The sequence below is a fragment of the Spirosoma endbachense genome (assembly GCF_010233585.1).
In the GTDB taxonomy this organism is placed as follows: Bacteria; Bacteroidota; Bacteroidia; order Cytophagales; family Spirosomataceae; genus Spirosoma; species Spirosoma endbachense.
This window is the reverse complement of the sequence record NZ_CP045997.1, coordinates 1,098,718-1,121,099: the sequence shown is the minus strand read 5'-3', so window position 1 is coordinate 1,121,099 and position 22,382 is coordinate 1,098,718. Positions and strand designations below refer to the sequence as shown.

Annotated in this window: 16 protein-coding genes; 12 read left to right on the top strand and 4 right to left on the bottom strand. The window is 47.5% G+C overall.

The genetic code is table 11. From position 1 onward, the window contains the following. The first annotated feature begins 142 nt into the window (after positions 1–142). From GJR95_RS04525 to GJR95_RS04475, 11 genes are all read left to right on the top strand, one after another. On the top strand, positions 143–3,469 hold the full coding sequence (locus tag GJR95_RS04525) for a TonB-dependent receptor (RefSeq protein WP_232541080.1): 3,327 nt from the start codon (positions 143–145) through the stop codon (positions 3,467–3,469). Positions 3,470–3,487: 18 nt separating this feature from the next. Then, positions 3,488–4,984, top strand: a complete 1,497-nt coding sequence (locus GJR95_RS04520; RefSeq protein WP_162384749.1) for a RagB/SusD family nutrient uptake outer membrane protein — start codon at positions 3,488–3,490, stop codon at positions 4,982–4,984. Next, a complete protein-coding gene (locus GJR95_RS04515) occupies positions 4,981–6,315 on the top strand; it encodes a hypothetical protein (RefSeq protein WP_162384748.1) in 1,335 nt (444 codons plus the stop codon). The genes GJR95_RS04520 and GJR95_RS04515 overlap by 4 nt, the downstream gene beginning before the upstream one ends. Further along, entirely contained in the window at positions 6,312–7,646 is a 1,335-nt protein-coding gene (locus GJR95_RS04510) for a hypothetical protein (RefSeq protein WP_162384747.1), read from the top strand. Before GJR95_RS04515 ends, GJR95_RS04510 begins: the two co-directional genes overlap by 4 nt. A 321-nt stretch (positions 7,647–7,967) precedes the next feature. Continuing rightward, a complete protein-coding gene (locus tag GJR95_RS04505) occupies positions 7,968–8,795 on the top strand; it encodes a helix-turn-helix domain-containing protein (protein ID WP_162384746.1) in 828 nt (275 codons plus the stop codon). Positions 8,796–8,872: 77 nt separating this feature from the next. Beyond that, entirely contained in the window at positions 8,873–9,526 is a 654-nt protein-coding gene (locus tag GJR95_RS04500; RefSeq protein ID WP_162384745.1) for a hypothetical protein, read from the top strand. 335 nt (positions 9,527–9,861) lie between these two features. Next, positions 9,862–10,128, top strand: coding sequence for a nuclear transport factor 2 family protein (locus GJR95_RS04495; protein WP_162384744.1), 267 nt, complete (start codon positions 9,862–9,864; stop codon positions 10,126–10,128). A gap of 110 nt (positions 10,129–10,238) precedes the next feature. Next, on the top strand, positions 10,239–10,886 hold the full coding sequence (locus tag GJR95_RS04490; protein WP_162384743.1) for a hypothetical protein: 648 nt from the start codon (positions 10,239–10,241) through the stop codon (positions 10,884–10,886). A 128-nt stretch (positions 10,887–11,014) separates the two neighbouring features. Continuing rightward, entirely contained in the window at positions 11,015–11,845 is an 831-nt protein-coding gene (locus GJR95_RS04485) for a helix-turn-helix domain-containing protein (RefSeq protein WP_162384742.1), read from the top strand. A gap of 73 nt (positions 11,846–11,918) precedes the next feature. After that, positions 11,919–12,626 (top strand): hypothetical protein, encoded by a 708-nt coding sequence (locus GJR95_RS04480; protein ID WP_162384741.1) that lies wholly within the window; start codon positions 11,919–11,921, stop codon positions 12,624–12,626. 631 nt (positions 12,627–13,257) lie between these two features. Beyond that, positions 13,258–15,759, top strand: a complete 2,502-nt coding sequence (locus tag GJR95_RS04475) for a PAS domain-containing sensor histidine kinase (RefSeq protein ID WP_232541079.1) — start codon at positions 13,258–13,260, stop codon at positions 15,757–15,759. A 171-nt stretch (positions 15,760–15,930) separates the two neighbouring features. Here GJR95_RS04475 and GJR95_RS04470 read toward each other — a convergent pair whose 3' ends face one another. Beyond that, positions 15,931–18,339, bottom strand: coding sequence for a TonB-dependent receptor domain-containing protein (locus GJR95_RS04470; protein ID WP_162384740.1), 2,409 nt, complete (start codon positions 18,337–18,339; stop codon positions 15,931–15,933). 454 nt (positions 18,340–18,793) lie between these two features. Here GJR95_RS04470 and GJR95_RS04465 point away from each other — a divergent pair, with 454 nt between their 5' ends. Then, entirely contained in the window at positions 18,794–19,009 is a 216-nt protein-coding gene (locus GJR95_RS04465) for a hypervirulence associated TUDOR domain-containing protein (protein WP_162384739.1), read from the top strand. A gap of 192 nt (positions 19,010–19,201) precedes the next feature. Here GJR95_RS04465 and GJR95_RS04460 read toward each other — a convergent pair whose 3' ends face one another. The 3 genes from GJR95_RS04460 to GJR95_RS04450 form a co-directional block, all read right to left on the bottom strand. Beyond that, positions 19,202–20,245 (bottom strand): alpha/beta fold hydrolase, encoded by a 1,044-nt coding sequence (locus GJR95_RS04460; protein WP_162384738.1) that lies wholly within the window; start codon positions 20,243–20,245, stop codon positions 19,202–19,204. 210 nt (positions 20,246–20,455) lie between these two features. Beyond that, on the bottom strand, positions 20,456–21,106 hold the full coding sequence (locus GJR95_RS04455) for a helix-turn-helix domain-containing protein (protein ID WP_232541078.1): 651 nt from the start codon (positions 21,104–21,106) through the stop codon (positions 20,456–20,458). Between the two features lie 317 nt (positions 21,107–21,423). Beyond that, the gene (locus GJR95_RS04450; RefSeq protein WP_162384736.1) at positions 21,424–22,239 is read right to left on the bottom strand and encodes an SDR family oxidoreductase; all 816 of its coding nucleotides are present in this window, start codon (positions 22,237–22,239) and stop codon (positions 21,424–21,426) included. Positions 22,240–22,382 lie beyond the last annotated feature (143 nt).

Below are 22,382 nucleotides of genomic sequence, written 5' to 3'. Positions count from 1 at the left end.
CTCTCCATTTTTCCGGCTTTGCAACAACCCTCAAAAAGGCGGGGACGGGATTGTTTTTGCCCATTGTTTCCAAAAATCTATTGACAAAAACCAGGCTAAAAGTATGAAAAAACTTGGGAAGTTATTTACCCTTACTACAATCATGAAGATTACTTGTGTACAGTTGATACTGGCTGTAGTCTTTGCGGGCTTAACGATGGCTCGAAACGGAATGGCACAGGATTTATTGAATCGGCCTATATCGGTTCAATTCGATCACAAGGACTTAAAAACCGTGCTCCGTCGCATCGAAAAAGCGGCTAATGTGAAGTTCACCTACGTTCCTCAACTGATCGAAACGGAGAACAAGGTGTCGATTCGGGCTACAAATGACCGGCTCGAAGTGGTGCTCGACCGGCTTCTGAAACCGCTGAATATCAGCTATCAGATTTCGGGAAATTATATTGTGCTACGAAGAGAAACATCGCGGGCAGACAATACATCCGTTCCAACCGAATCGCTTCGGGTCGATGATCTGATCGTTACGGGAACCATTACCGACGAAAAAGGAGTCACCTTACCGGGTGTTAGTGTGCTGCTGAAAGGCACGCAGCGCGGTACCGTCACCGATGGCAATGGCGCATTTCGATTGGCTGTGCCTACGAATTCAGCGATACTGGTGTTCAGCTTTGTTGGCTATGTACCTCAGGAAGTGGCCATTGGAAATCGCACCACCTTCGATATACAGCTCGCACTCGACAATAAGGCATTGGGCGAAGTGGTTGTCGTAGGGTACGGCACCCGCACGAAAACCTCCTTAACCGGCTCCATTGCATCGATCAAAGCCGACGAGTTGAAAGTAACGCCAGTCGCTAATTTGGCCCAGGGAATTCAGGGGCGCGTGAGTGGTCTGGACATGCGCCAAAACTCAGGTACACCAGGGGGCAATATCAGCGTACGTATCCGGGGTACCAATTCCATCAACGGGACATCCGAGCCGCTCTATGTTATTGATGGCATTCAGATATCGGCTACCTCGGCGGTCAATGCAGCCAATCCACTTTCTCAGATAAATCCCTCTGATATTGAATCGGTAGAGGTGCTCAAGGATGCGTCGGCTACGGCTATTTACGGGGCCAGAGCAGCCAATGGCGTTGTGCTGATTACCACCAAACGAGGTAAAGATGGTGTGACCAATGTGTCTTACGATGCCTATGTGGGCCAGCAGGAAACGACCCGAAAATTAGGCATTTTGAATGCTACGCAATTCGCCCAGCTGGAAAACGATACGTATAGTCCTACCGTCATCTATCCAAATCCAGGCAGTGTCGGTCAGGGGACTAATTATCTGGACTTGATTTTTCGGAAAGCGCTGATTCAAAATCATCAGCTCTCGGTCACCAGTGGTAACAACAAGACACAAATTGCGGTAGGCGCTAACTATTTCAGTCAGGATGGTATCATTAAAAATACTGATTATAAACGGTATGCCTTCCGGGCTAATATCGACCATCGCATTAGTGACCGAATCAAAGTGGGTACCAGCCTGTATTACACCGTCACGGATGAAGATCGGCTCAATGCAGGTGGTACGGGTGTGAACGTAACCAGCGCCCGCGAAGGAATTCTGGGCCGGGCGGTAGCCGCACCTCCTACCCTGCTCCCGTTCCGACCCGATGGTAGCGTGTATTCCTTTGCGGATCAGTTTAATGGTCGCTATCGGGAAACGATCAATCCAATGGGGGAACTGGCCAAGAAGAACTATACGAATAGCAACCGGCTTCTGGGCAACTTATACCTCGATATAACGCTTGCCAAAGGGCTAACCTACCGGGCCAGCTTCAACGCCGACCTGACCTCCAGTTTACAGGAGCTTTACTCGCCCCGCTCAATTGTCGATTCGATTTCGCTCGGGAATGCCAGCGCCGTTAACGGGAGTGCCAGCAACAACAGCACTTATGTAAAAACCCTCTTACACGAGAGCATTCTGACCTATAAGAACGTGTTTGGCCAGCATCATGCGATCAATGCGACGGTGGTGTATGGCACTCAGTCAGAGATACTTCAGAACAATAACCAGACAGCTTCCGGCTTTGGGAATGATTTTACCGAGAACTGGTCAACGTCAAACGCTACCGTGTATGCGCTGTCGAGTTTCCGTAACAAAAGCAGTCTGGTTTCCTATCTGGGACGGGTTGGCTATGGCTATAAAGACCGGTATTTTCTGGATTTGACCGCTCGGGTCGATGGGTCGAGCAAATTCGGAGCGAACAATAAATACGGATTTTTTCCGGCTATATCGGGTGCCTGGCGGATCATCGAAGAGGATTTTATGAAGCTCGTAACCTTTATAACCGACCTAAAACTACGGGCCAGTTATGGAATTACCGGAAACGCGGGAGCCATCGGGCCTTATCAGTCGCTGGCCACGGTAAGTGGACAAGGTTATAATTACAACTTCAATAATACCGTACTGACGGGCATCAACCCAAGTGGCATTGCCAATCCTGACCTAAAATGGGAACAGGCTACCCAACTTGATCTTGGCATAGACCTGGCTTTTTTGAATAATCGGCTGACTATTGTGGCTGATTATTACCACAAACGCACCGATAACTTGCTCTTTACCAAAGCCGTACCGATGTCATCGGGTTATACGACCATAACGGGAAACTACGGCTCTATCGAAAACAAGGGTATTGAATTGGGAGTTAGCGCCAAAATTTTAACTGGTACTGTCAAGTGGGAAGCCTCGGGAAATATTACGTTCAATAGCAACAAGGTTCTGGCGCTGGATGGTATTCAGAATGAATTGGCTTTGTCGAGCTATTCGCTGCTGAAAGTCGGTTATCCGCTGGGCATTTACCGTACCTACATTCTGGATGGCATCAACCAGACCGGCGAAACGTTTTTGCCCGGTTACGATGCCCGCACGGGTGGGTTTAAAATCAAAGATGTCAATAACGACGGTAAAATCAGTACCGACGATCAGGTCATTGTCGGCAACGCACAACCCAAGTACTTTTTTGGTTTTTCCAGCTCTGTGAAATACAAAAATTTCGAGTTGAGCGGATTTCTGCAAGGCGTACAGGGCAGTCGTTTGTTCAATGGATTCCGCTTCACGTTCGAGACGCCTTCCGGGCAAGTGAATCTGCTGGAAGGCATGGCGAACCGCTGGTCTGCGACTAATCCCAACAATGAGTATGTCAAACCGGCCCAAGGCACGAACCTGCCCGTTGGCGATCGCTGGGTGGAAGACAATTCCTATGTCCGGGTCAAGAATTTAACGCTGGCGTACAACATACCCCGCGTCAAATTCAGCAAGGGAATTCGGGCTTATGTAAGTGGTAATAACCTGTTTACCATTACCAAATACCAGGGCTGGGACCCAGAGTCCAACAACTACGGGAGTTCGAATGCGCTGTTTTACGACAACGGCACCTACCCAGCGGCCAAATCATACGTAATCGGCCTTCAGTGTACTTTCTGACCTTAAAATCCTACCCTTATGAACCGATATTTTTCAAAATCCATCCTGGTGGCGCTGGCTATGGTGTTCTGTTCCAGTGCCTGTCAAACATTAGAAGAGGATGTGTATTCCTCCGTGATCACAACGAATTTTTACAAAAGCGCCCAGGATGCCGAAGCTGCGTTGACCGCAGCCTATGGCTCCATCAATGACCTGTTCGATCAGGCTCCCTTTGTTTTTGGTTCTGACTTTGCCGGTGATCAGCTTTGGGTAAAACCCGTTGTGGGGCGGAACGTATTTGCCCTGTACAGTTACGACACCGATTATTCTGGCCCGAAAAGCTTTGGCCGCACTGCCGAGAGCCCGTACGGATTATGGCAGTTTTGCTACAAAGGCATCGAGAATGCAAACTGGGTCATTGAAAAAGTACCGTCGATTACCATGGAGGCTACTCGCCGAAATGCCATTGTAGGTGAAGCGCTGTTTCTGCGGGCGTTGTATCATTTCACGCTGACTAAGAATTTTGGGGATGTCGTCATTCGGTTATCGCCCAGTAAAAGTGAAACCGATGCGCTGGTTGCCAAAAGTCCCAGGGCCGATGTGTACAAACAGATTTATAAAGATCTGGATGAAGCGATCACCAAGTTACCATCTTATTCAGCCTCAACGATAAAAGGACGATCATCCAAAGAAGTGGCTGTTGGATTTTATGCGAAGGCCGCACTTTATGCCGAAGACTGGACCACTGCCAAAGCGAAAGCACTGGAAGTAATCAATTCCGGGAAGTACTCGCTGATGGCCAATGTTCTTGATGTATTTGATGTGGAAAAAGAAGATCTGGCTCGCCAGGAAAACATGTTTGCCTTCGAGGGCGATAACAGCACGAAGGCACGAGGCACTACCCTGATGGGTTTCTGCGGGCCAGCCAACAGTGCCAGCCGGGATTACGGCAACATGACATTCGGCTCCATCTTCGCGTTTCAGGCCTTCTTTGACTCGTTCAATCCAATTGATAAACGGAGACAGTTAATGGATACCACCTACATCAGCGTGGCGGGGAAAGTGATTCCACAAAAAGACATCACGCCTTATACGGTGAAAGGCGTATTGATTAAGAAATACATGGACAAAAACTCAGTTGGAGCGAAAGGGCGGAACAATGTACCTATGCTCCGACTGGCCGATTTATACCTGATTGTCTCCGAAGCCGAAGCTCGTTTGAACGGCCCAACTACAACGGCCTATCAGTACATCAATGCCATTCGAAACAGGGCGGGCCTGGCCAATCTTACTGCGGGATTGAGCAAAGACGGTTTCATCAATGCCGTTTTGCAGGAACGGAGTTGGGAGTTTTTTGCCGAGGGTGATCGATGGTACGACCTTACCCGTACCAATACCTTCCTGACGGTCATTCCGAAAGCCGTTAATGAGGTGTATCCGACACGAACTCCACAGGCTAAACATCGCTATTACCCCATTCCACTGGACGAAATCAGGGCGAATCCCAAACTCGAACAAAATCCGGACTGGAAATGAGACAACGCCAGCCAAAACGAGGAATTGCGCTCGCATTGCTCCTATTTCTTGGCCTTTGTTCCTTTCAGAAACTGCCAATAGCTCCCGAATGGACATCCCGTTCGGGAGACAGCGACAGCCTGAATATGGAAAAAGCACACCACGAAATCTGGCGTCGGTTCGTCGATGAGCACAACATCCTCATCGACTTTGCAGACTCTTCCGGTAAATTTGCCCGCCCAACGGCCGACGAGTTTTTGCTGAACAAACCCAATGCATTGGGTTGGTGGACACCGACGGAAAATGGCTCCATGTTCAATGGGCTCTATCTGGACGGACTTTGCCAGCGTTGGCTGTACTGGCATCGGGAAAGTGACCGAATCAAGGCGCGAAAATTAGCGCAGGGATTGCTCTTTCTGGCCTCTGTTGGCGACACGCCCGGCTTCATTGGTCGGGGGGTGGCCACAGATGGCAAAACGCCCCCGGCGATGGGTTCAAATGATCAGACTTCCCCCTGGTTTTACGGGCTATGGCGTTACCTGTATTCCGGCCTGCCTGAACCACAGGAACGTAAGCAGCTTATCGCCAAGATGGTTGAGGTGGCCAATGCGCTTCAATCGACAGGATGGCGGCTACCAACAACGGCCTATTCGCCGGCCCGTTACCGAAACACATTTGCCACCTTCAGTTGGGAAGGAGCACCCCGGTTGCTGTTCATCCTTAAGGCTATGCATCAATTAACCAACGATGCGAAGTGGGATAAGCTCTATCGGGAAGCCGCCTACGAAACGGGTGGAGAACCCAATCGCAGTCGCCTTCAGATATGCGCCGACGGTATGCTATTCGACATTCCGAAGCAGTTTCGCTGGACGGGCGTATCGAGTACGGTGGATGTGCGGGCGTTGTGGGAGATGGAAACCGATCCTGCTATGCGTGCCGCCTATGAACAGGGGCTAAACGCCAGTGCCCGTAGTGCGGTCGTTGATGTAGCTCGCTGGCATCTGTTCGATAACAACGACCGAAAGCCCTTTCTCCACGATTGGCGCAGTCTGAACCAGTGGTGGAAACCACAACATAGTGAGCAGGAAGCCCTCGATGTATCGGCAGTACAGCTTACCGAACTGGTCAAACGATCTCCACGTCGAAATTATGAACTCGGTCTTGTACGCGAACCACTATGGATGGCCTGGATTGTGACAATGGCTCCCGATCGGACACTAGTTGATCCCTATCGCACCGAAATGCTGGGGGCTATAGGCCATTTTCAGTATGACCGTCTGACTTATTCTCAGTTTTTTCCGGCCGAAACCGTCTGGTTCCGCCTTCAAAAAAAAGCGCCGAAATCACGATGAAACGTTCAAATTGTGTGCTGATTTTTGCGATCAGCTTTTTTATAATTACTTCGGTAGCGGCCCAATCAACCGCCACGCTCCATGCTGACAGTGATGTCCAGAATCAGGTTGAACGGGCTTTCCAGGAGATAAATCGACGGTTTATCAGTCCACAGCACGGCATTTTGTACGACTATGCGGGGCGGGATGGGAACAATTTTCTACCCACTCCCGACGACTGTAAAACCGATAAACCCAATGGTTTGGCCTGGTGGTCACCCATTGAAAACGGTGCCTTTTTCAATGGGATTTACCTCGATGGGCTTTGCAATCGCTGGAAGATCAGCCGAAAGGAAGCTGATGCCCGCGAAGCCCGTAAAGTGGCCGACGGATTGGTACGACTGGCAACGGTTGGGAACGTGCCTGGATTTATTGCCCGGGATGTCGCTTCTGACGGTAAAAGCCACCATGTGGCCGGTTCCGATGATCAAACGGGACCCTGGTTTTATGGCATGTGGCGCTATAGTAAAAGCGGCATTCCTAACCAGGTTGAAAAAGCCCGGCTGATTCGTTTGATGGAAACCGTGGGCGATGCGCTGGAACAGACGAACTGGCAACTCCCCTGCGACCGGGAAGGCTATGGTTTTCGCGGAAATCTGACCGATAAAGGCTGTCGAATTTCGGTTCGGCTGGTCTTTATCTATCGAGCCCTGTATGATGTTACGCAGCATAAAAAGTGGCTCGATGGCTATTATCGTCGATTGAACGAGATTCCCGAAGGAGATTCGCTATCTCGCCTGGAGCTATGTGCACAGGGAATTCCTTACGAAACGACAGAACCCGAAAAAGGAAATAAGACCGAAAACGAATTCTGGATCACCGGCATTTCACAGGCTAATCTAAAGGCGTTAGTCGAACTGGAACAAGAGCCCAACCTGCGCGAAAAATTCCGAAAAGGGTTGCTTATCAGTGCCGAAAAAGCAGCATTGCACCTCTCTAGGCATAAAAACTTCGATAATGCACATGCACTTGTCTTTAATGAAGATTGGCGACTGGTAAACAAGTTATGGAAACCGCAACCCGACATTGCCACTACCCTTGCCTTGGCTCTTCTACAGGCGAAGGAATGGTCGAACTTATCGCCTGCCAGAGGTTATGAAGACAAACACATGCGTGAACCGCTGTTTGCCGCATGGGTAGTGCTTCTATCGGGAAACAAAAACTTAATTGATAAGCACAAGTCCATCCTGCAAAGCATATTCATGCATTATGACTGGAAGCGGCTTTATACGTCCCGATTCTTTGTGGTTGTCCCGGCTTTTTATGAAGCGAGACTGAATCATCTCCTGTAGGAAGCTCTAGACTAGTCCAAAATGAGCAACATAGATCGGTGACTTGTCCTGAAATCGAATGATTATGCGTGCCACGGTTACTGATGATGTTCTTAATAACCGTGGCACGGCTCTGAGTGAAAGTCCTGGATCTCTACCCTTCTGTAATTTACTTCTAAAATCTCATTTTGATAGCTAGCTTAAATCGTCCACGAAAACCGCTGATTCTGATTTGAAACGACCCTGGTAATCATGAATAACTGTCCTACTCAAGGCATCACATACGCCTGACCGAAAACTAAAATCCACCTGAGGATGGGTTGGAAACCGCTATATTTCAGTATGATATACCAGCGTATTCTACCTTGTCAGGCACTTCAACCTTTCGTAAAGGAATACCTACTGCTGCATTTTGTCTATGACCCCACCAAACCACCGCTTGTTAAACCGTTTCCACCCTTACCCGAACATGGCCTGGAGTTTTTCCCAAAGGGGCTGGTTACGTCGGTTAATCCACTAACGGGTACAGTGAAACAAGAGCCGCGCAATACCATTTATGGGCAACCCGTATCTCGGTTCAATTTCATTATGCCTTCCGACGATTACTTAATGATTCGGGTTATTTTCCACATGGGTGGGCTATTCCGGCTGCTGCGGATACCAATGACCGAATTCACCGATAAAAAAATTGATTCTGAACTCGTAATCAATCAGGAAGTTCGGGCCGTTAATGACCGGCTGGCCAACACAGAAAGCTACCCGCTCATGATTGCCATTGTTGAGCAGTATTTACGCTCGAAAATCCGGCAGGTAACAACTGATATTCATGCCGTTGATAAAATAGGCCAGTTGCTGCTTCAGCATCCAGGCTGGCCCGGCCTTGATTGGCTGGCCAACCAGGCTTGTCTTAGCCCGCGCCAGTTAGAGCGCAAGTTTGTCGAACGATTAGGCATCGGGCCTAAATTATTCACCCGAATTTCGCGCTTTCACCGGGCGTTTCGATGGAAAGAAGCGAATCCTGAAGCCGACTGGCTAACCGTAGCGGTCAATTTTGGCTATACTGATTTTCACCATCTCTTCAAGGATTTTAAGGAGTTTGCGGGCGTGACACCCAACACCCTACTGTCAGAATCTGCGCTTTCGCCCGAAAAAATTCTGCGGCTAGATTAAAAACGTCGGTTTTCTACCCAGAATCAAGCTGATTAAGCTTCTACCTTTCAGGCTGTTAACCAATCCGTTTTGGCCTCATGGAGAAAGCCTACCGACACATTAGCTACCTGTTCATCGCCGTACTTCTGCTAATTTTTTGCGCATTTTTCAAAACTTACTTTGGGCTTTTTCCAGGCTTTACCGGAACGGCTACCCTTGTTCATGTCCATGCGGTTACGGTTTTACTCTGGTTTGCCATGCTAATTGGCCAGCCGATACTGATTCGAACTAAACAAATTGCCCTGCATCGTTTGGTCGGCAAAGTCTCCTATCTCTTGGTGCCACTCATGGTAATTTCGTTTTTGCTCATCTCCCGGCGCCATCAACTGCGCGGCAAAGACCTGATGATGTTTGCTGCTAATTTTTCCGATATCAGCCTATTTATTGTGCTCTACGGGTTGGCCATTATTTATCGACATCCAGTCACGTATCATGCCCGCTTTATGATTATGACCGTATTGCCGTTTCTGGGTGCATCGGTAGGCCGATTGCCCAACTTCCCAATTTCGTCGGCTCTACTTGGCCTGTTCATCATTCTTGGGTTGTTATTATTCGAGCGGTTCACCCGACGGATCTACAGACCTTACCTCATCTCCTTAGCCGTATTTATGGGGTTGCTTATCGTGCCTTATAGTTTTCTACTGTTTGCGCCATCGCTGCTGGATAAGCTATGGTACGTATGCTTTGGTTAAAAGATGTCGGGTTTATACTGGTTGCACTAACGCCTTTTTTGCGAATCAACGGACGCAAATTAACTGCATACGTATTGACAGCTCTCTATTATATACTACAGGTCTTGGCCTACCCGCCAAGAAGCTATATATTATTCCCCTATTTATCAAATCGAAACCAACTGACAATCTGCGAGTTTAGTTCTTAAAGTTTTCCTATCTTGTTAGCCCAAATTGCCTTAAACCATACCATAAACCATGAAAAGACATTTCCTGCTTTCGCTCCTTTTTTTGTCCTCGATACCGTTCGTAACCATTGCCCAATCTACTGATGAACAAGCGATCCGATCCGGAAAGTGAGCGCTTGGGAAGTCAATGCGTTTTTAACGAATGATACCGTCAGTTTAGCCAAACTTTGGTCGCCGGATTATGTAGTCATGAATCCGTTCAATAAAATCGTGACGTTCAACGAGATAAAGACCCTGATGCGGACGGCAAAAATCAATCAGGTTCGATTTGAGCGGATTAGTGAAAAAATCACGCTGATTCAGAGCCTGGCTATTGAAATGGGGCAGGAAATCCCTGATCAAAACAGCGCCGTTGCGGGTGTTCCAAAAATGTAACAAGCCCTCGGCGATTTACCAATGTTTGGCAGAAGCCCAACGAGAGCTGGCGATTAATCGCCCTTCAGGCGACCAATGTAGGCCCTTAAGAACGACATTTCGTAGCTGCGATGAAACACGAAATTCATTACCAATCCACCGACCTCGACCTCCGGGCACCCCTCGATCTGGCTCTGCTTGCTGATGCGCTGACCAGCCGAGGACTCTTTTTGTATCATGCCGGGCAATGGCATGATGGCTCGTGGTCTGCCCGATTTACGGTTTCGTCTGGGTTCCGCGAGCCAGACAAGGATACCGCTGCCATACTCACCGCCATTGAATCTCTGGACGAGCCATCTCAGCGTTTATGGGCAGCCTGCAAGAGTCGCAACTTTAACATCGGCTATCAGTGCGGTGAGGGCCCATGGGGGTTTAATCAGCAACTCTCAGCGGCAACCCTCACCCGGATTGCCGCTGCCGGTACAGGTCTTGTAATTACGATCTATCCGGTTCTGGACACAGAAGCTGTTGACGCAGCCGTCGATATCCTGAAAAAAGATAAACGGATCAAACGAACTATTGGCAAGTACCAAAGCCTTGGCATTCATCGCCCTGATTCATTTTCAATAAAGAAAAACCAGGCAGAAGTGAAGGTAACGTTGACAGGTACTAAAGGAGCGATGTATGTGCACTGTCTGATGCAATTGACCCTGGAAGGCGAATGGGCCATAAAAGAGATACTCAAAGAAGAAGAACGATTTCCGCCCACGACCACGTAGTTTGACCAGTCAGGGCTGCCAACCCCACTCTTGGCTTAGTCTAAATTGGTATCGGTTTAGCCTGTTGGAACAGCGCTGTCCTGGTAAAAGCAGGTTGACCCATGCAAAGTAAATCACTATCTTACAGCATGATACATCAGCGCATTCTACCTCATCCGGCTCTGCAGCCTTTTGTGAAGGAGTACATGCTGTTTCATTTTGTTTTCAGTCCGGCCATGCCCACTTTTGTCCAGGCCCTGCCTCCTTTACCGGAGCATGGGCTGGAGTTTTTACCCAAAGGGCTGGCCACCGCAATCAATCAACAGACGGGAGCGAGCAGTCAGGAGACACCCTGCGTTATTTTCGGGCAACCCATTTCCCGCATTAATTTCGTCATGCCCTCCGAGGACTATTTAGTTATCCGGGTAATTTTTCAGCCAGGGGGCTTATTTCGCTTACTGGGCAGATTATCTCTGGTAGAGTTTACCGATAAAATTGCGGATGCTGAACAGGTTTTCGATCCATCCATGCGTTTGGTGAATGAGCAATTACTCCATGCGAAAAGTTACCCTGAAATGATACAGATCATTGACGCGTTTTTGCTGGTAAAAGTCCGGCGGGTAAAAGCGGAGCTTCATTCGGTTGATAAAATCGGTCAGTTTTTACAGCACAATCCCACCCGATTCTCGCTGGACTGGCTGGCCAGTCAGGCATGTCTTAGCCCACGGCAAGTAGAGCGCAAGTTTGTCGAACGGATGGGCATTGGCCCTAAACTGTATTGCCGGATTGCGCGCTTTCACCAGGCATTTACCTACAAATCCATGCATGCTAATCTCGACTGGCTTACGGTTGCCGTCAAATTTGGCTACACGGATTTTCAGCACCTATCCAAAGACATAAAAGAGTTTGCCGGTGTGTCTCCCAACACCCTGCTGTCAGAATCTGCGCTTTCACCCGCAACAATGTTGGGGTTAGCTTAAAAACGTCGGTTTTCTACTGGTAAACACGACCTGATTGTTTCCACATTTGCCCATGAGCTAACACACCAAAGCTATGGAAAAAGCGTACAGAAATATAAGCTACCTGTTTATCAGTTTGCTGCTAATCAGCTTCACTGGCTTTTTTCAAACCTATATTAAACAGTTCCCGACATTTACCCAATCGGTTACGGCTCATCATTTTCACGCAACTCTATTAGTGCTCTGGATTGCGCTGCTCATCGCCCAACCGTTGCTCATTCGGGCCAGGAAAGTAGAATTACATAGGCTAATCGGTAAAGCGTCGTATGGGCTGGTGCCACTCATTGTCCTGTCGATTCTGATGGTAACGCAGGTTCAATACCGACGGGGCATCGATCAGCAAAGTCCTGTCACGCTAATCGACTACGGTTTATACATGACCTTTGTTGATTTGGTACCTTTTCTTACCCTGTATGGGCTGGCGATGTGGTATCGGCGTTTACCAGCCATACACATGCGTTACATCATTGCGTGTTCGGTCATCTTTTTCAATCCCGCTTTTGGGCGTATTAACATCATCTACCTCGGGATGGCTCCCGAGCAGGGCGTTTTGCTGTCCTATGTGTATTGTGATAGCATCCTGCTTGGCTTTCTGATCTACGACATCGTAAAACACAAACCCTACCGGCCATATTTGTATTCGCTGCTATTTTTGCTGGTTTGCCACAGCTCTTTACTGTATGCACCTTTTTGGCCGGTGTGGCACAGGGTGGCTAATAGCTTTGCCCAAACGTTTTTCTGACAAGCTGTCAATAAAGACCTGCCTTGCATATGCGCTATATGATTGCTTCAGCCGTGGCGTTGTCTGGATCTGGAATTGGGCGAATCCGTTTTGGCATTCGTGGCTTCAATTTGCTGTCATGCTCGCCTTTGCCCTATGCGATGTATTTCTGGTGGGTTTACTCATCATCGTCTGTTCCTCATTAAGTTGGGCCGGGATCAAAACGAATCGATCCTGACGCTACTTCTCTCCTACTTAAATCGTTCATTGAAACTTCTACTATATTTCTAATTCTTGACGGGAAAATTGTGTATAAAAAGATAAATGGCTAGCGTGCCTACTAGTGGTCTTCCAATTTATCTTTTTATACGGAATAGTTATGGGGTTGATTACAAACCTATAAGGTTTTTGAAACCGCATCGGCGGCCCGGCGCATCGGCGGCCCGGCTTATAGGTTTAAATGGGCTGAGCACTAAAGGCGATATCAATTCTACAACCAGATACAGTTGAGCTGAACATTTAACCATATTTGCGAGTCTATTTTAGGTGTCAAATATCTGGTAACGATAGGTTGTCTACCCTAACGGATCGAGTGCGAATAGTAAAGACAAATTAACTTCGTGCTTTAAGAGACGACTCAGCCCCTTTTTCTGTGGAAACAGCTGCACCTGATCATAACTACCCTTTCTGGCAGGGAGGGGGAGAAATGGGTGAACTCACCCGAAACCACGACTGGTCGAAAACCGCCCTGGGCACAGCCGATCGGTGGCCGCAGAGCCTTAAAACCATTCTGGGTATTATTTTACATTCCGCATTTCCCATGCTCCTGTTCTGGGGTGAGGACTTGATTTGTTTTTACAACGATGCCTTTCGTCCCAGCCTGGGAGAGAACGGCAAACATCCAGGCCAAGGCAGGAAAGGGCATGAAATGTGGGCGGAAATCTGGGACTTTATCGGTCCACTCATCAACCAGGTCATGAATACCGGAGAGCCGGTTTTCTTCCAGAACCAGTTGGTTCCTTTCTATCGCAATGGTCAGATTGAAGACATCTACTGGACCTTTAGTTATAGTCCGGCTTATGGCGATAGCGGCCACATTAATGGGGTCTTTGTCACCTGTACCGAAACCACCAGTGCCGTCCTTAACCAACAAAAACTGCAAGTCAGTGAAGCCCGGTATCGGCTCATCTTTGAACAGGCGCCAGTGGCAATTGGAACCATGCGGGGTGAAGACCTGATCATCGAAACGGCCAATGCCAAAGTGCTGGAGATCCTGGACAAACCACCTTCAATCATTGGACAGCCCTGGTTTCAGGTGCTACCCGAATTAGTGGGTGAACCGGCCGAAACCATTATCAAAAACGTATATCGGACTGGCGTTTCCTTTACCGTTTCGGAATTTGGCGCACTACTCCGCAAAAACGGCAAACTAGTGCAGGGTTACTATACGTTTAGTTACCTGCCGCTGACGGAGAATGAGGTGACCACGGGCATTCTACAAGTAGCGGTAGAGGTCACCGATCAAGTCGTAGCCCGCCAGAAAGTAGCCGAGAGTGAAGCCAAACTGAACGCCTTGATTGAGCAGGCCCCGGTCGCCATGGCCTTGTTTGTTGGTTCGGACTTAGTGATTGAGTTAGCCAACGAATTGATGATCAACTACTTTGGAAAAGGCCGATCAATTCTGGGCAAACCAGTCCGGCAAGTGCTCACCAATCCGGGCGATCAGTTTGCGTTACAGCTACTCGATCAGGTTTTCACCACGGGTGTAGCCTATGAAGCCAAAGGGGCCGCTGCCGACTTGACCATTGATGGCGTGTTTGGCAGGTACTATTTTGATTTTAGCTTAAAACCCCTTGTCAACACAGCCGGTGAGGTATATGCGATCCTGGAGACAGCTGTGGAAGTAACGGCGCAGGTACTGGCTCGTCAACAGCTGGAAGAAACCGAGGCTGGCCTGCGCGGGGCGGTCGAGATGGCCCAGCTAGGCACCTGGAGTATCGATGTGGCCACCAACGGACTCACCTATTCGGATCGGATGATCGAATGGTTTGGCAACGATCCGGGGGCACATGACTATAACCAGGTGATTCCCATCCTATTGGCAGAGGATCAGGACCGGCTTGCTGCTGCAGTGGCCCAAGCCCTTTTACCCGAATCGGACGGTATTTACGAACAAACCTATACCGTCATTCATCCCAAAACGGGTCAGAAACGGGTTCTGCATGCGCATGGCAAGACGGTATTTGATGCCAGCGGGAAGGCTATTCGTCTCAATGGTACCGCTCGGGATATTACCCTCCAGCGAGAACTGCAAACGGCTCTTGAGCATGAAGTTCAGCAGCGCACCGAAGAACTGGCGACTGCTAATAAAGAGCTGGAGGCCAACAATGAAGAACTCGAAGAAGCCAATCGGCTGCTCTTGCGTTCAAATGACAATCTGCAAACATTTGCCTATGTGGCTTCGCACGATCTTCAGGAACCCCTGCGTAAAATTCAACAGTTTGGGAATTTACTCACCGCCCGGCAAACGTCCTTATCGGCCGACGAATTAATTTATATTGAGCGGATGCAGTCAGCGGCTAGCCGCATGGCTACCCTCATTCGGGATTTGCTCAACTTTTCGCACTTGTCCACGCAACGTGATGCGACCAGGCTTGTGCCGCTCAATGAGGTGGTTGATGACGTGCTGAACACCTTGGAGCTTGTCATGGATGAAACGAAGGCCGAGGTGAAGGTCGATCCGTTGCCAACCATTCAGGGTGATGCCTCCCAACTAGCCCAGCTTTTCCAGAATCTACTCGGAAATGCCCTCAAGTTTCGCCGGTCCGATCGGACCGGCGTTCCGGTTGACCCTATAATACGTATTACCACGGAAATGGTTGAAGGCAATGAGCTACCGTCTGGGGTAAAACCCACGCGAACGGCTAAAGCCTATTACCGGATAAATGTAATCGACAATGGGGTCGGCTTTGATGAAAAGTACCTAGACCGCATTTTTCAAGTCTTTCAGCGGCTGCACGGCAAGCATGAATTTTCTGGCACGGGCATTGGATTAGCGATTTGTGAGCGGGTTGTGGTTAATCATGGCGGGGCGATTACGGCCAGCAGTCAGCCGGGGCAGGGAGCAACGTTCAGCATCTATCTGCCTGTCTAGCACGCGCTTTTACACTGGCATGATCCCTCCCATGCGTCAACAGTATAGACGTAATTTTTAACTGGGCTGTCTGCTGAAAGGCACTCTCTTTTAGCACGGCTACCAATCTGATTTTGTATAGGACTGCTCTCAACTTACTAAGTTATAAGATCATACCCGTGCCACCTCGCTTTAGTTATTGCCTTCGCCCGCTTTCTTGTCGTCGTTGCTGATCCGCTTTTTCTGGCGTTGGCTGCTGTTCATTTTACCGAATTCATATTTCAGATTCAGACGCCAGCCCCGCCGATACATAGCGACATCCTGCGTTTGTACGAAATTGGGCCCGACGAAATCATTACGCCAGCTGATCGTTTCGCTGAACGGGTTGTCGTAGCCAAATCCGATCGTAGCTTTTTTCTTGAGGATTTCTTTTTGTAGCACTACGTTGTAGAAACCGAAGCCGCCGTAGGTGCCCTGCAGGTTAACCCGGGCTGAGTTATAAAAGCCAAAGAGCTGGGCCTTATAGCCCTTCCCAAAATCAATGCTCGAATTCAGGTTGATCCGGTACATCCAGTCTGCATTACGTGTGTTTAGTTCGGTGCTTTCCAGTATGTTGTAAAAAACGTTCAGCGAACCGTTGATTGACCATTGCTTCGTCAGTTTGGTATTGGCGCTCAGGTTTACGCCATAGGCCGAATTCTGCGCTACGTTCTGGAATATCTGTTTCAAAACGCCTTCATTATCGACCGTATTGATGCCTTCGATGGCGTTGTTTGTCTGGCGCAGAAAGAGCGAAGCATTCAGGCTCGTCTGCTTGATTGAAACGCTGTAGTTGGCTTCGATCGAGTGCGTCAATTCGGGTTTCAGATAGGGATTTCCACCGTATAGGTTTTTCGAATCTGACTGGTTAACGTATGGATTGAGGTAATAAAACTGCGGGCGTTGAATCCGCTGTGAATAGTTAATCCGAACTTTCTGCTCCTTTGGTAAACTCCGGGATAAGCTAATACTCGGAATAAAGTTGCCGTAGTTATTCGAAAAAGAGGCTGTACCATTCAGGAAGTTTGCCTGAATAAAGGTGTGCTCATACCGCATACCCAGATTTAGCCCCCATTTCTTCTTTGATGTCCGATTATAAACGGCATAGGCTGACGTTACCTGTTGCGCATAATCGAAAACGTTAGCCAGCGACGGGATATCTTTGAAATCCGTTGACCCGTCAAGGGCACTGGCAATACGGTAATCACTTAATATTTGCCGGAAAATGGTTTTGCTACCCATTTCTAGCGTGCTTATGCTATCCAGCGGATTGGTAAAGTCGAGTTGTAGGGTGCCCTCTTTGTTGTTACTGATGTTAAAGCTTTTTTCCCGATAATAAACCGAATTGCTCCGGTTCAATAAATTAGACCAGTAATCGCTGTCTTCGCCTTCAAAGGAATAAAGCATCAGGAAGGTGAGTTCTTTTTTGGGCTTTTTAAACAACCGGGTATAGTCCAGATTAACGGTTGCTCCGGCCCAATCGTAGGTGCGACTCATATCCCGACGAAAATACTGGCTGACTACGCTCTGACTAATTTCCTGAAAATTGATATCGAAGCCGTTGGTGTTCGCGCCATTATAATAGTTCAATCCAGCGCCAAGCCGATTCAGGGAGTCGATATCCCAATCGATATTCAGCGTACCGTAGAAGTTTTTCCCATTGCCGGTTACCCATTGGGTCTGGTTCTGATTGGTGACCGTATCTCCATTCGTAAATGACCGTAGTAGCTGGATATACCGTTTGTTTTTCCAGTCGCTATAACCGCCATTGGCCGAGATCGATATGCTTTTCATCCGATGGTTGATCGTGGCATTCTGCCAGTTATTCCATTGGCCGAAATTAGGACTGATCGACCCACTGGTGCCCTGTATTGAATTTTTCTTGGTGATGATGTTGATAATGCCGGCCGTACCTTCTGCGTCGTATTTTGCCGACGGTGATGTGATGACTTCTACCTGCTTGATAATATCGGCCGGAATTTGTTTGAGCGCATCCGAAATACTGCGGGCGACAATACTGGACGGTTTGTTATTGATCAGCACCTTGATATTGGAGCTGCCCCGAAGCTGCACATTGCCCTCAATATCAACGGCTATCGACGGAATTTTTTTCAGCACGTCAGTCGCATCGCCACCTTTGATACTGATGTCTTTTTCCGCGTTGTACACCATTCGGTCCGATTTTTCCTCAAACAGGGCCTTTTGTTCAGTTATAGTTACCTCGGCTAATTTTTGCGCCGTCTGGGCCATTTTAATGACGCCAACTTCTATATCCTGCCCACTCATAACTGTGACTTTCTCCACTGTTTTTGGCGCATAGCCTACAAACGAAGCCTGAATGGAATAATCGCCCGTGGGAGCCTTGTTAAAGACAAAAGCTCCTTTGGAATCGGTAGTAACGCCCTGAATAGGTTTTCCCTCTTTCAGAAGAGCTACCGTAGCAAATTCAACGGGTTTGTTGGCCGTTGAGTCAAGGAGTAAACCGGAAATTTTAGCATGTTGCGCCAATACAAAGCCGATACTCGACGCAAACGCGAGCAGAACGAGTAAAAAAGATTTCATAGGGATTACCGATTAGCGTTACCGGATTCGAGGGGTTTTATGTAGTGGTTTTATAGTACGCTAATGACGTGGGTAGGTGAGAAACGTTGCACGTTTCTTTCTAAAAGATTAAAATTGACTTAAAACAAGATGGGGAATCCAACAGGAAAGACAACGGAATCTATCGACAAAAAGGTACGGCTCAGGCTGCCCTGCGCAATAGCGGGCCGTAAAAATCGGCACGATTATACGTACTTCTAAGAGAAAGATCTGCCGCCTGGCAATCTCATAAAGCACTCACTTTTATAACCCGACCTAGTTTGCGCCGAATTATTTCTGGATGGATAGCTTTAGGCTTTCCGTCTCAACATAGCCCAGGCTCGCTTTGGCCTTTGGGTAAAGCCCATCGGAAAAGTAGGCCTTATCGTAAACACTTGGCTTACACATAGCTTTATCTAAAAAAACTCAACGTACTATGACTACGGCAAAAAAAGGGGACAACGTTAAATGGAAGTATGGCAAGAGTGAGGGCGTTGGAAAGGTATCGGAGGTCCACCAAAACGATGTAAAAAAAACGATTAAAGGCAAGTCTATCAAACGGAAAGGTTCACAAGAAGAGCCTGCCCTGGTGATCAGGCAGGCGGATGGTCAGGAAGTGATCAAGTCAGCCAGTGAAGTCGATAAAAAATAAACTACACTCGTATGGCAACCCTGACATCGCACTCGCAGGAGCAGACCTTACAGCAGGAGTTTAGCCAACTCGTCAATATGTCGGCTCCTGACTTGAAGCACTGGCTGACGAGTTAAATAACGTTCATCTATACGCTTAGATGGACGGGCATTACTCAAGACTAGTATAGCAACCGGTAGTCACCATCTGCTTTTATTTCTGTTGATTCAACTTTTCCTGCAGTAAGGCGTTGAACTTTTGCGGCTCCTCCCAACAGGGAAGGTGAGCAGACTCCTCGAACCAGATGAGTTCTTTAAAAGGTGCCTGCAAGGAGTTATAGTAATTGGCTACCAAGGTAGACGGACAGTTATAATCATAGCGCCCTAAACAAAAATAGACAGGAACTTTGATGACTGGAATTTGAGCTTTCAAATCCATTAGTGGCCATATGGTTTGCACCATCGGGTAAGATAAACGTTGTATTTTATTGGTCTTTAACAGATCAAGCAGGCTGTATTCTCTGGATCGTAAGAAGAGTTGGCTACCGGGCATTCTAAGGTTCTGATGAAGGGCTCCTCCATACTTTTGCACTAAATTCCGTTGTTGTTTAAGGGCTCCCAATCCCTCTTTGTACAATCCGTTTTCTGGTGGACCAATTCTTTTCAGCGTTGCTACAGCTGCTGTATCCTGTTTTTGCTGAGCGCTATTGAGCGTAAACTCGTACGACAATTGTTCACTTTGGGGGCCATTAGACACAGGCGAAACTGCCACGAAAGCCCGGTAATCGTCAGGATGTTTTGCAATTACGTGCATGCCTAGTAATCCGCCCCAGGAATGCCCAACAAGGAATAGTTTGTCCTGACCAAAGTGTTTCTTGAGCCAGATTGTCAATTCGTATGCATCGGCAATAAACTGATCCATCCTCATACTGGCAGGTGCAATCCTGGCTGAATACGACTTTCCCGATCCGCGCTGATCCCAATAAACGACGGTGAACTGCTGCTCCAAAGGAGCATTATAATACATATAAAACGGCATCGATATACTACCCGGTCCTCCGTGTAGCCACAACAGAATGGGGTTACGTCGATCTGTTCCGCGTATTGTTACAAATTGTTTAATTCCATTGATTTTGATTCGCCGGATTTCAGCAACGCTATTTAGTAAACGCTTTCCATTACTGTCTCTAAAGGGTCGGGTTGTACTGCAAGCTGCGCAGTAAACGAGCAGCAGCAGGTAGAAATAGGTCTTACTCATAGGCCATTTTGAGCCCAAATACCCCTGAAATAACTTATTGATCTACTCAAATCGGGATTTGAGCGTTCTTTTTGACGGTAGGCTATTAAGTTGATAGTGTGATCAGGCAGGCAGGAAAAGCCATGCAAGGCGCTGGATAACCATCTTGTGATTGAGTATTCTATGAGCGATTTTGGAATGCCTACAAAATCGCCCGACGTAAAATTACGCTTAATTCATCCTTCTAAACTCGATGGGCGTTTTCCCAGTTTTCTGCTTAAAAAGTTTATTAAAATATTGTGGGTAGTCAAACCCTAAGGTGTAGGCGATTTCACCAACCGATTTATTGGTATCTAACAATCTGTTTTTCGCTTCCTCAATTAAATAGAAATGAATATGATCCTGAGCATTTTTACCTGTTTCTTTTTTGAGCAAGTCGCTCAAATAACTCGGCGATAAATGAACCTGTTCGGCCAGCTGTTTTACCGTAGGTAAGCCCTTTTCCTGAATAGTGTTTTTTTCGAAGTAGTGAGCCAAAACGTTTTCAATTTGCACGACCACAGCATGATTGGAATTTTTTCGGGTGATAAACTGCCTTCCATAAAAACGGGAACAATAGTTTAACAACAATTCAAGTGTGGATACGATGATCGCCTGGCTATATACATCTATATTTTCCAGCAACTCAACGTCAAGCTTCCGGACGCAATCATATAAACTTTGTTTTTCTTTATCAGACAGGTGAAGCGCTTCTGACATTTCATACGAAAAAAAGCTGTACTCCTTCATTTTATCATTCAATGAAGTGGCCCTGATCAGATCAGGTTGAAAAAACACCCCCCAACCCATCATACTGGCTGATTCTTCAATATCGTTGTCCATTGCCAGGACCTGATTGGGAGCCATGCAGATCAAGCTCCCATCCGTAAAGTCGACAAGTTTACGGCCATACTTGACATTGTTCCGGTTATAGTTTTTGAAGATTAACGAGTAGAAATCTGTTGAAATCTTTGTCTCATCACTGATTTGTTCGTTTACCTGGCTAAAATCGACAACAGCAATCAGAGGGTGCCGGACAGGCTGATCTAACCTGAAAAATTTAAACAGATCCGGGATCGTTTGCAGATGGATGAATACACTCATAACGTATAACTATAATGCATGGAGCCATTCCTGGTGCAATGGCTCCATACGTACAATCATAGCCCAAACTGAGTTTTCATGCTTCCAATAAATACCTCATCATTCCATTGAAAGCGGTTTGTCAGGATCATTTTAGCATCTTCTCCCGCGGCATATCTTAGTTGATGAGCGCCATCGGTAGCTGCCTTATAAATGACGTTGGCCACTACACTTGGGTCTGAAGCGTTTTCAAATAAAGCGGGTAATGCAGACATCGTTTTTGCCACCATTGGCTGATATTCGGCTAGGGTATCATCATTACTAAAATCAAAGGAACGGCCGGCAAAATCGGTGGCAATGGCACCCGGCTCAATGATTTTTACGCTTCCACCAAATTGCTCAACTTCATAGCTCAATGATTCGGAGATGCCTTCAACGGCAAACTTGGTACCGTGATACAAAGCACCTAGCGGAAAGGTCATTTTACCACCAATGGAAGAAATGTTAATGATCATACCACGTTTGTTCGCTCGAAAATGGGGAAGCAATGCTTTGGTAACATCTAAAAGTCCAATCACATTGGTATTAAACTGGCGAATGATTTTCTCTCTTGAAAACGATTCCAAAAGCCCATAGGCACCATAACCGGCATTGTTTAGCAACACATCAATTTCCCCAAATTTCTGGATACCCGCCTTTACTGCGTTTTCGATAGAATCTACATCCAATACATCGAGTTGGGTAACCAAAACATTGTCTAATTCGGTTAATTCGGTTTCGCTTTCAGGCTTGCGCATCGTTGCGATTACGTTCCAGCCTTTTGATTGAAATAGTTTAGCGGTTTGCCTGCCTATACCGCTGCTTGCCCCAGTAATTAAAATTGTCTGATTCATTTTTATTGACAGTTAAAATTCTGGGACAAAGCTCTGACCAATCGAACACGGGTAAATAATACAAATTCGGGAAAGTTGTATTCTTATTACGGATATGGGTAGTAGGATAGTACGAAATCACCAGTTCTTACTTAAAAAATCGA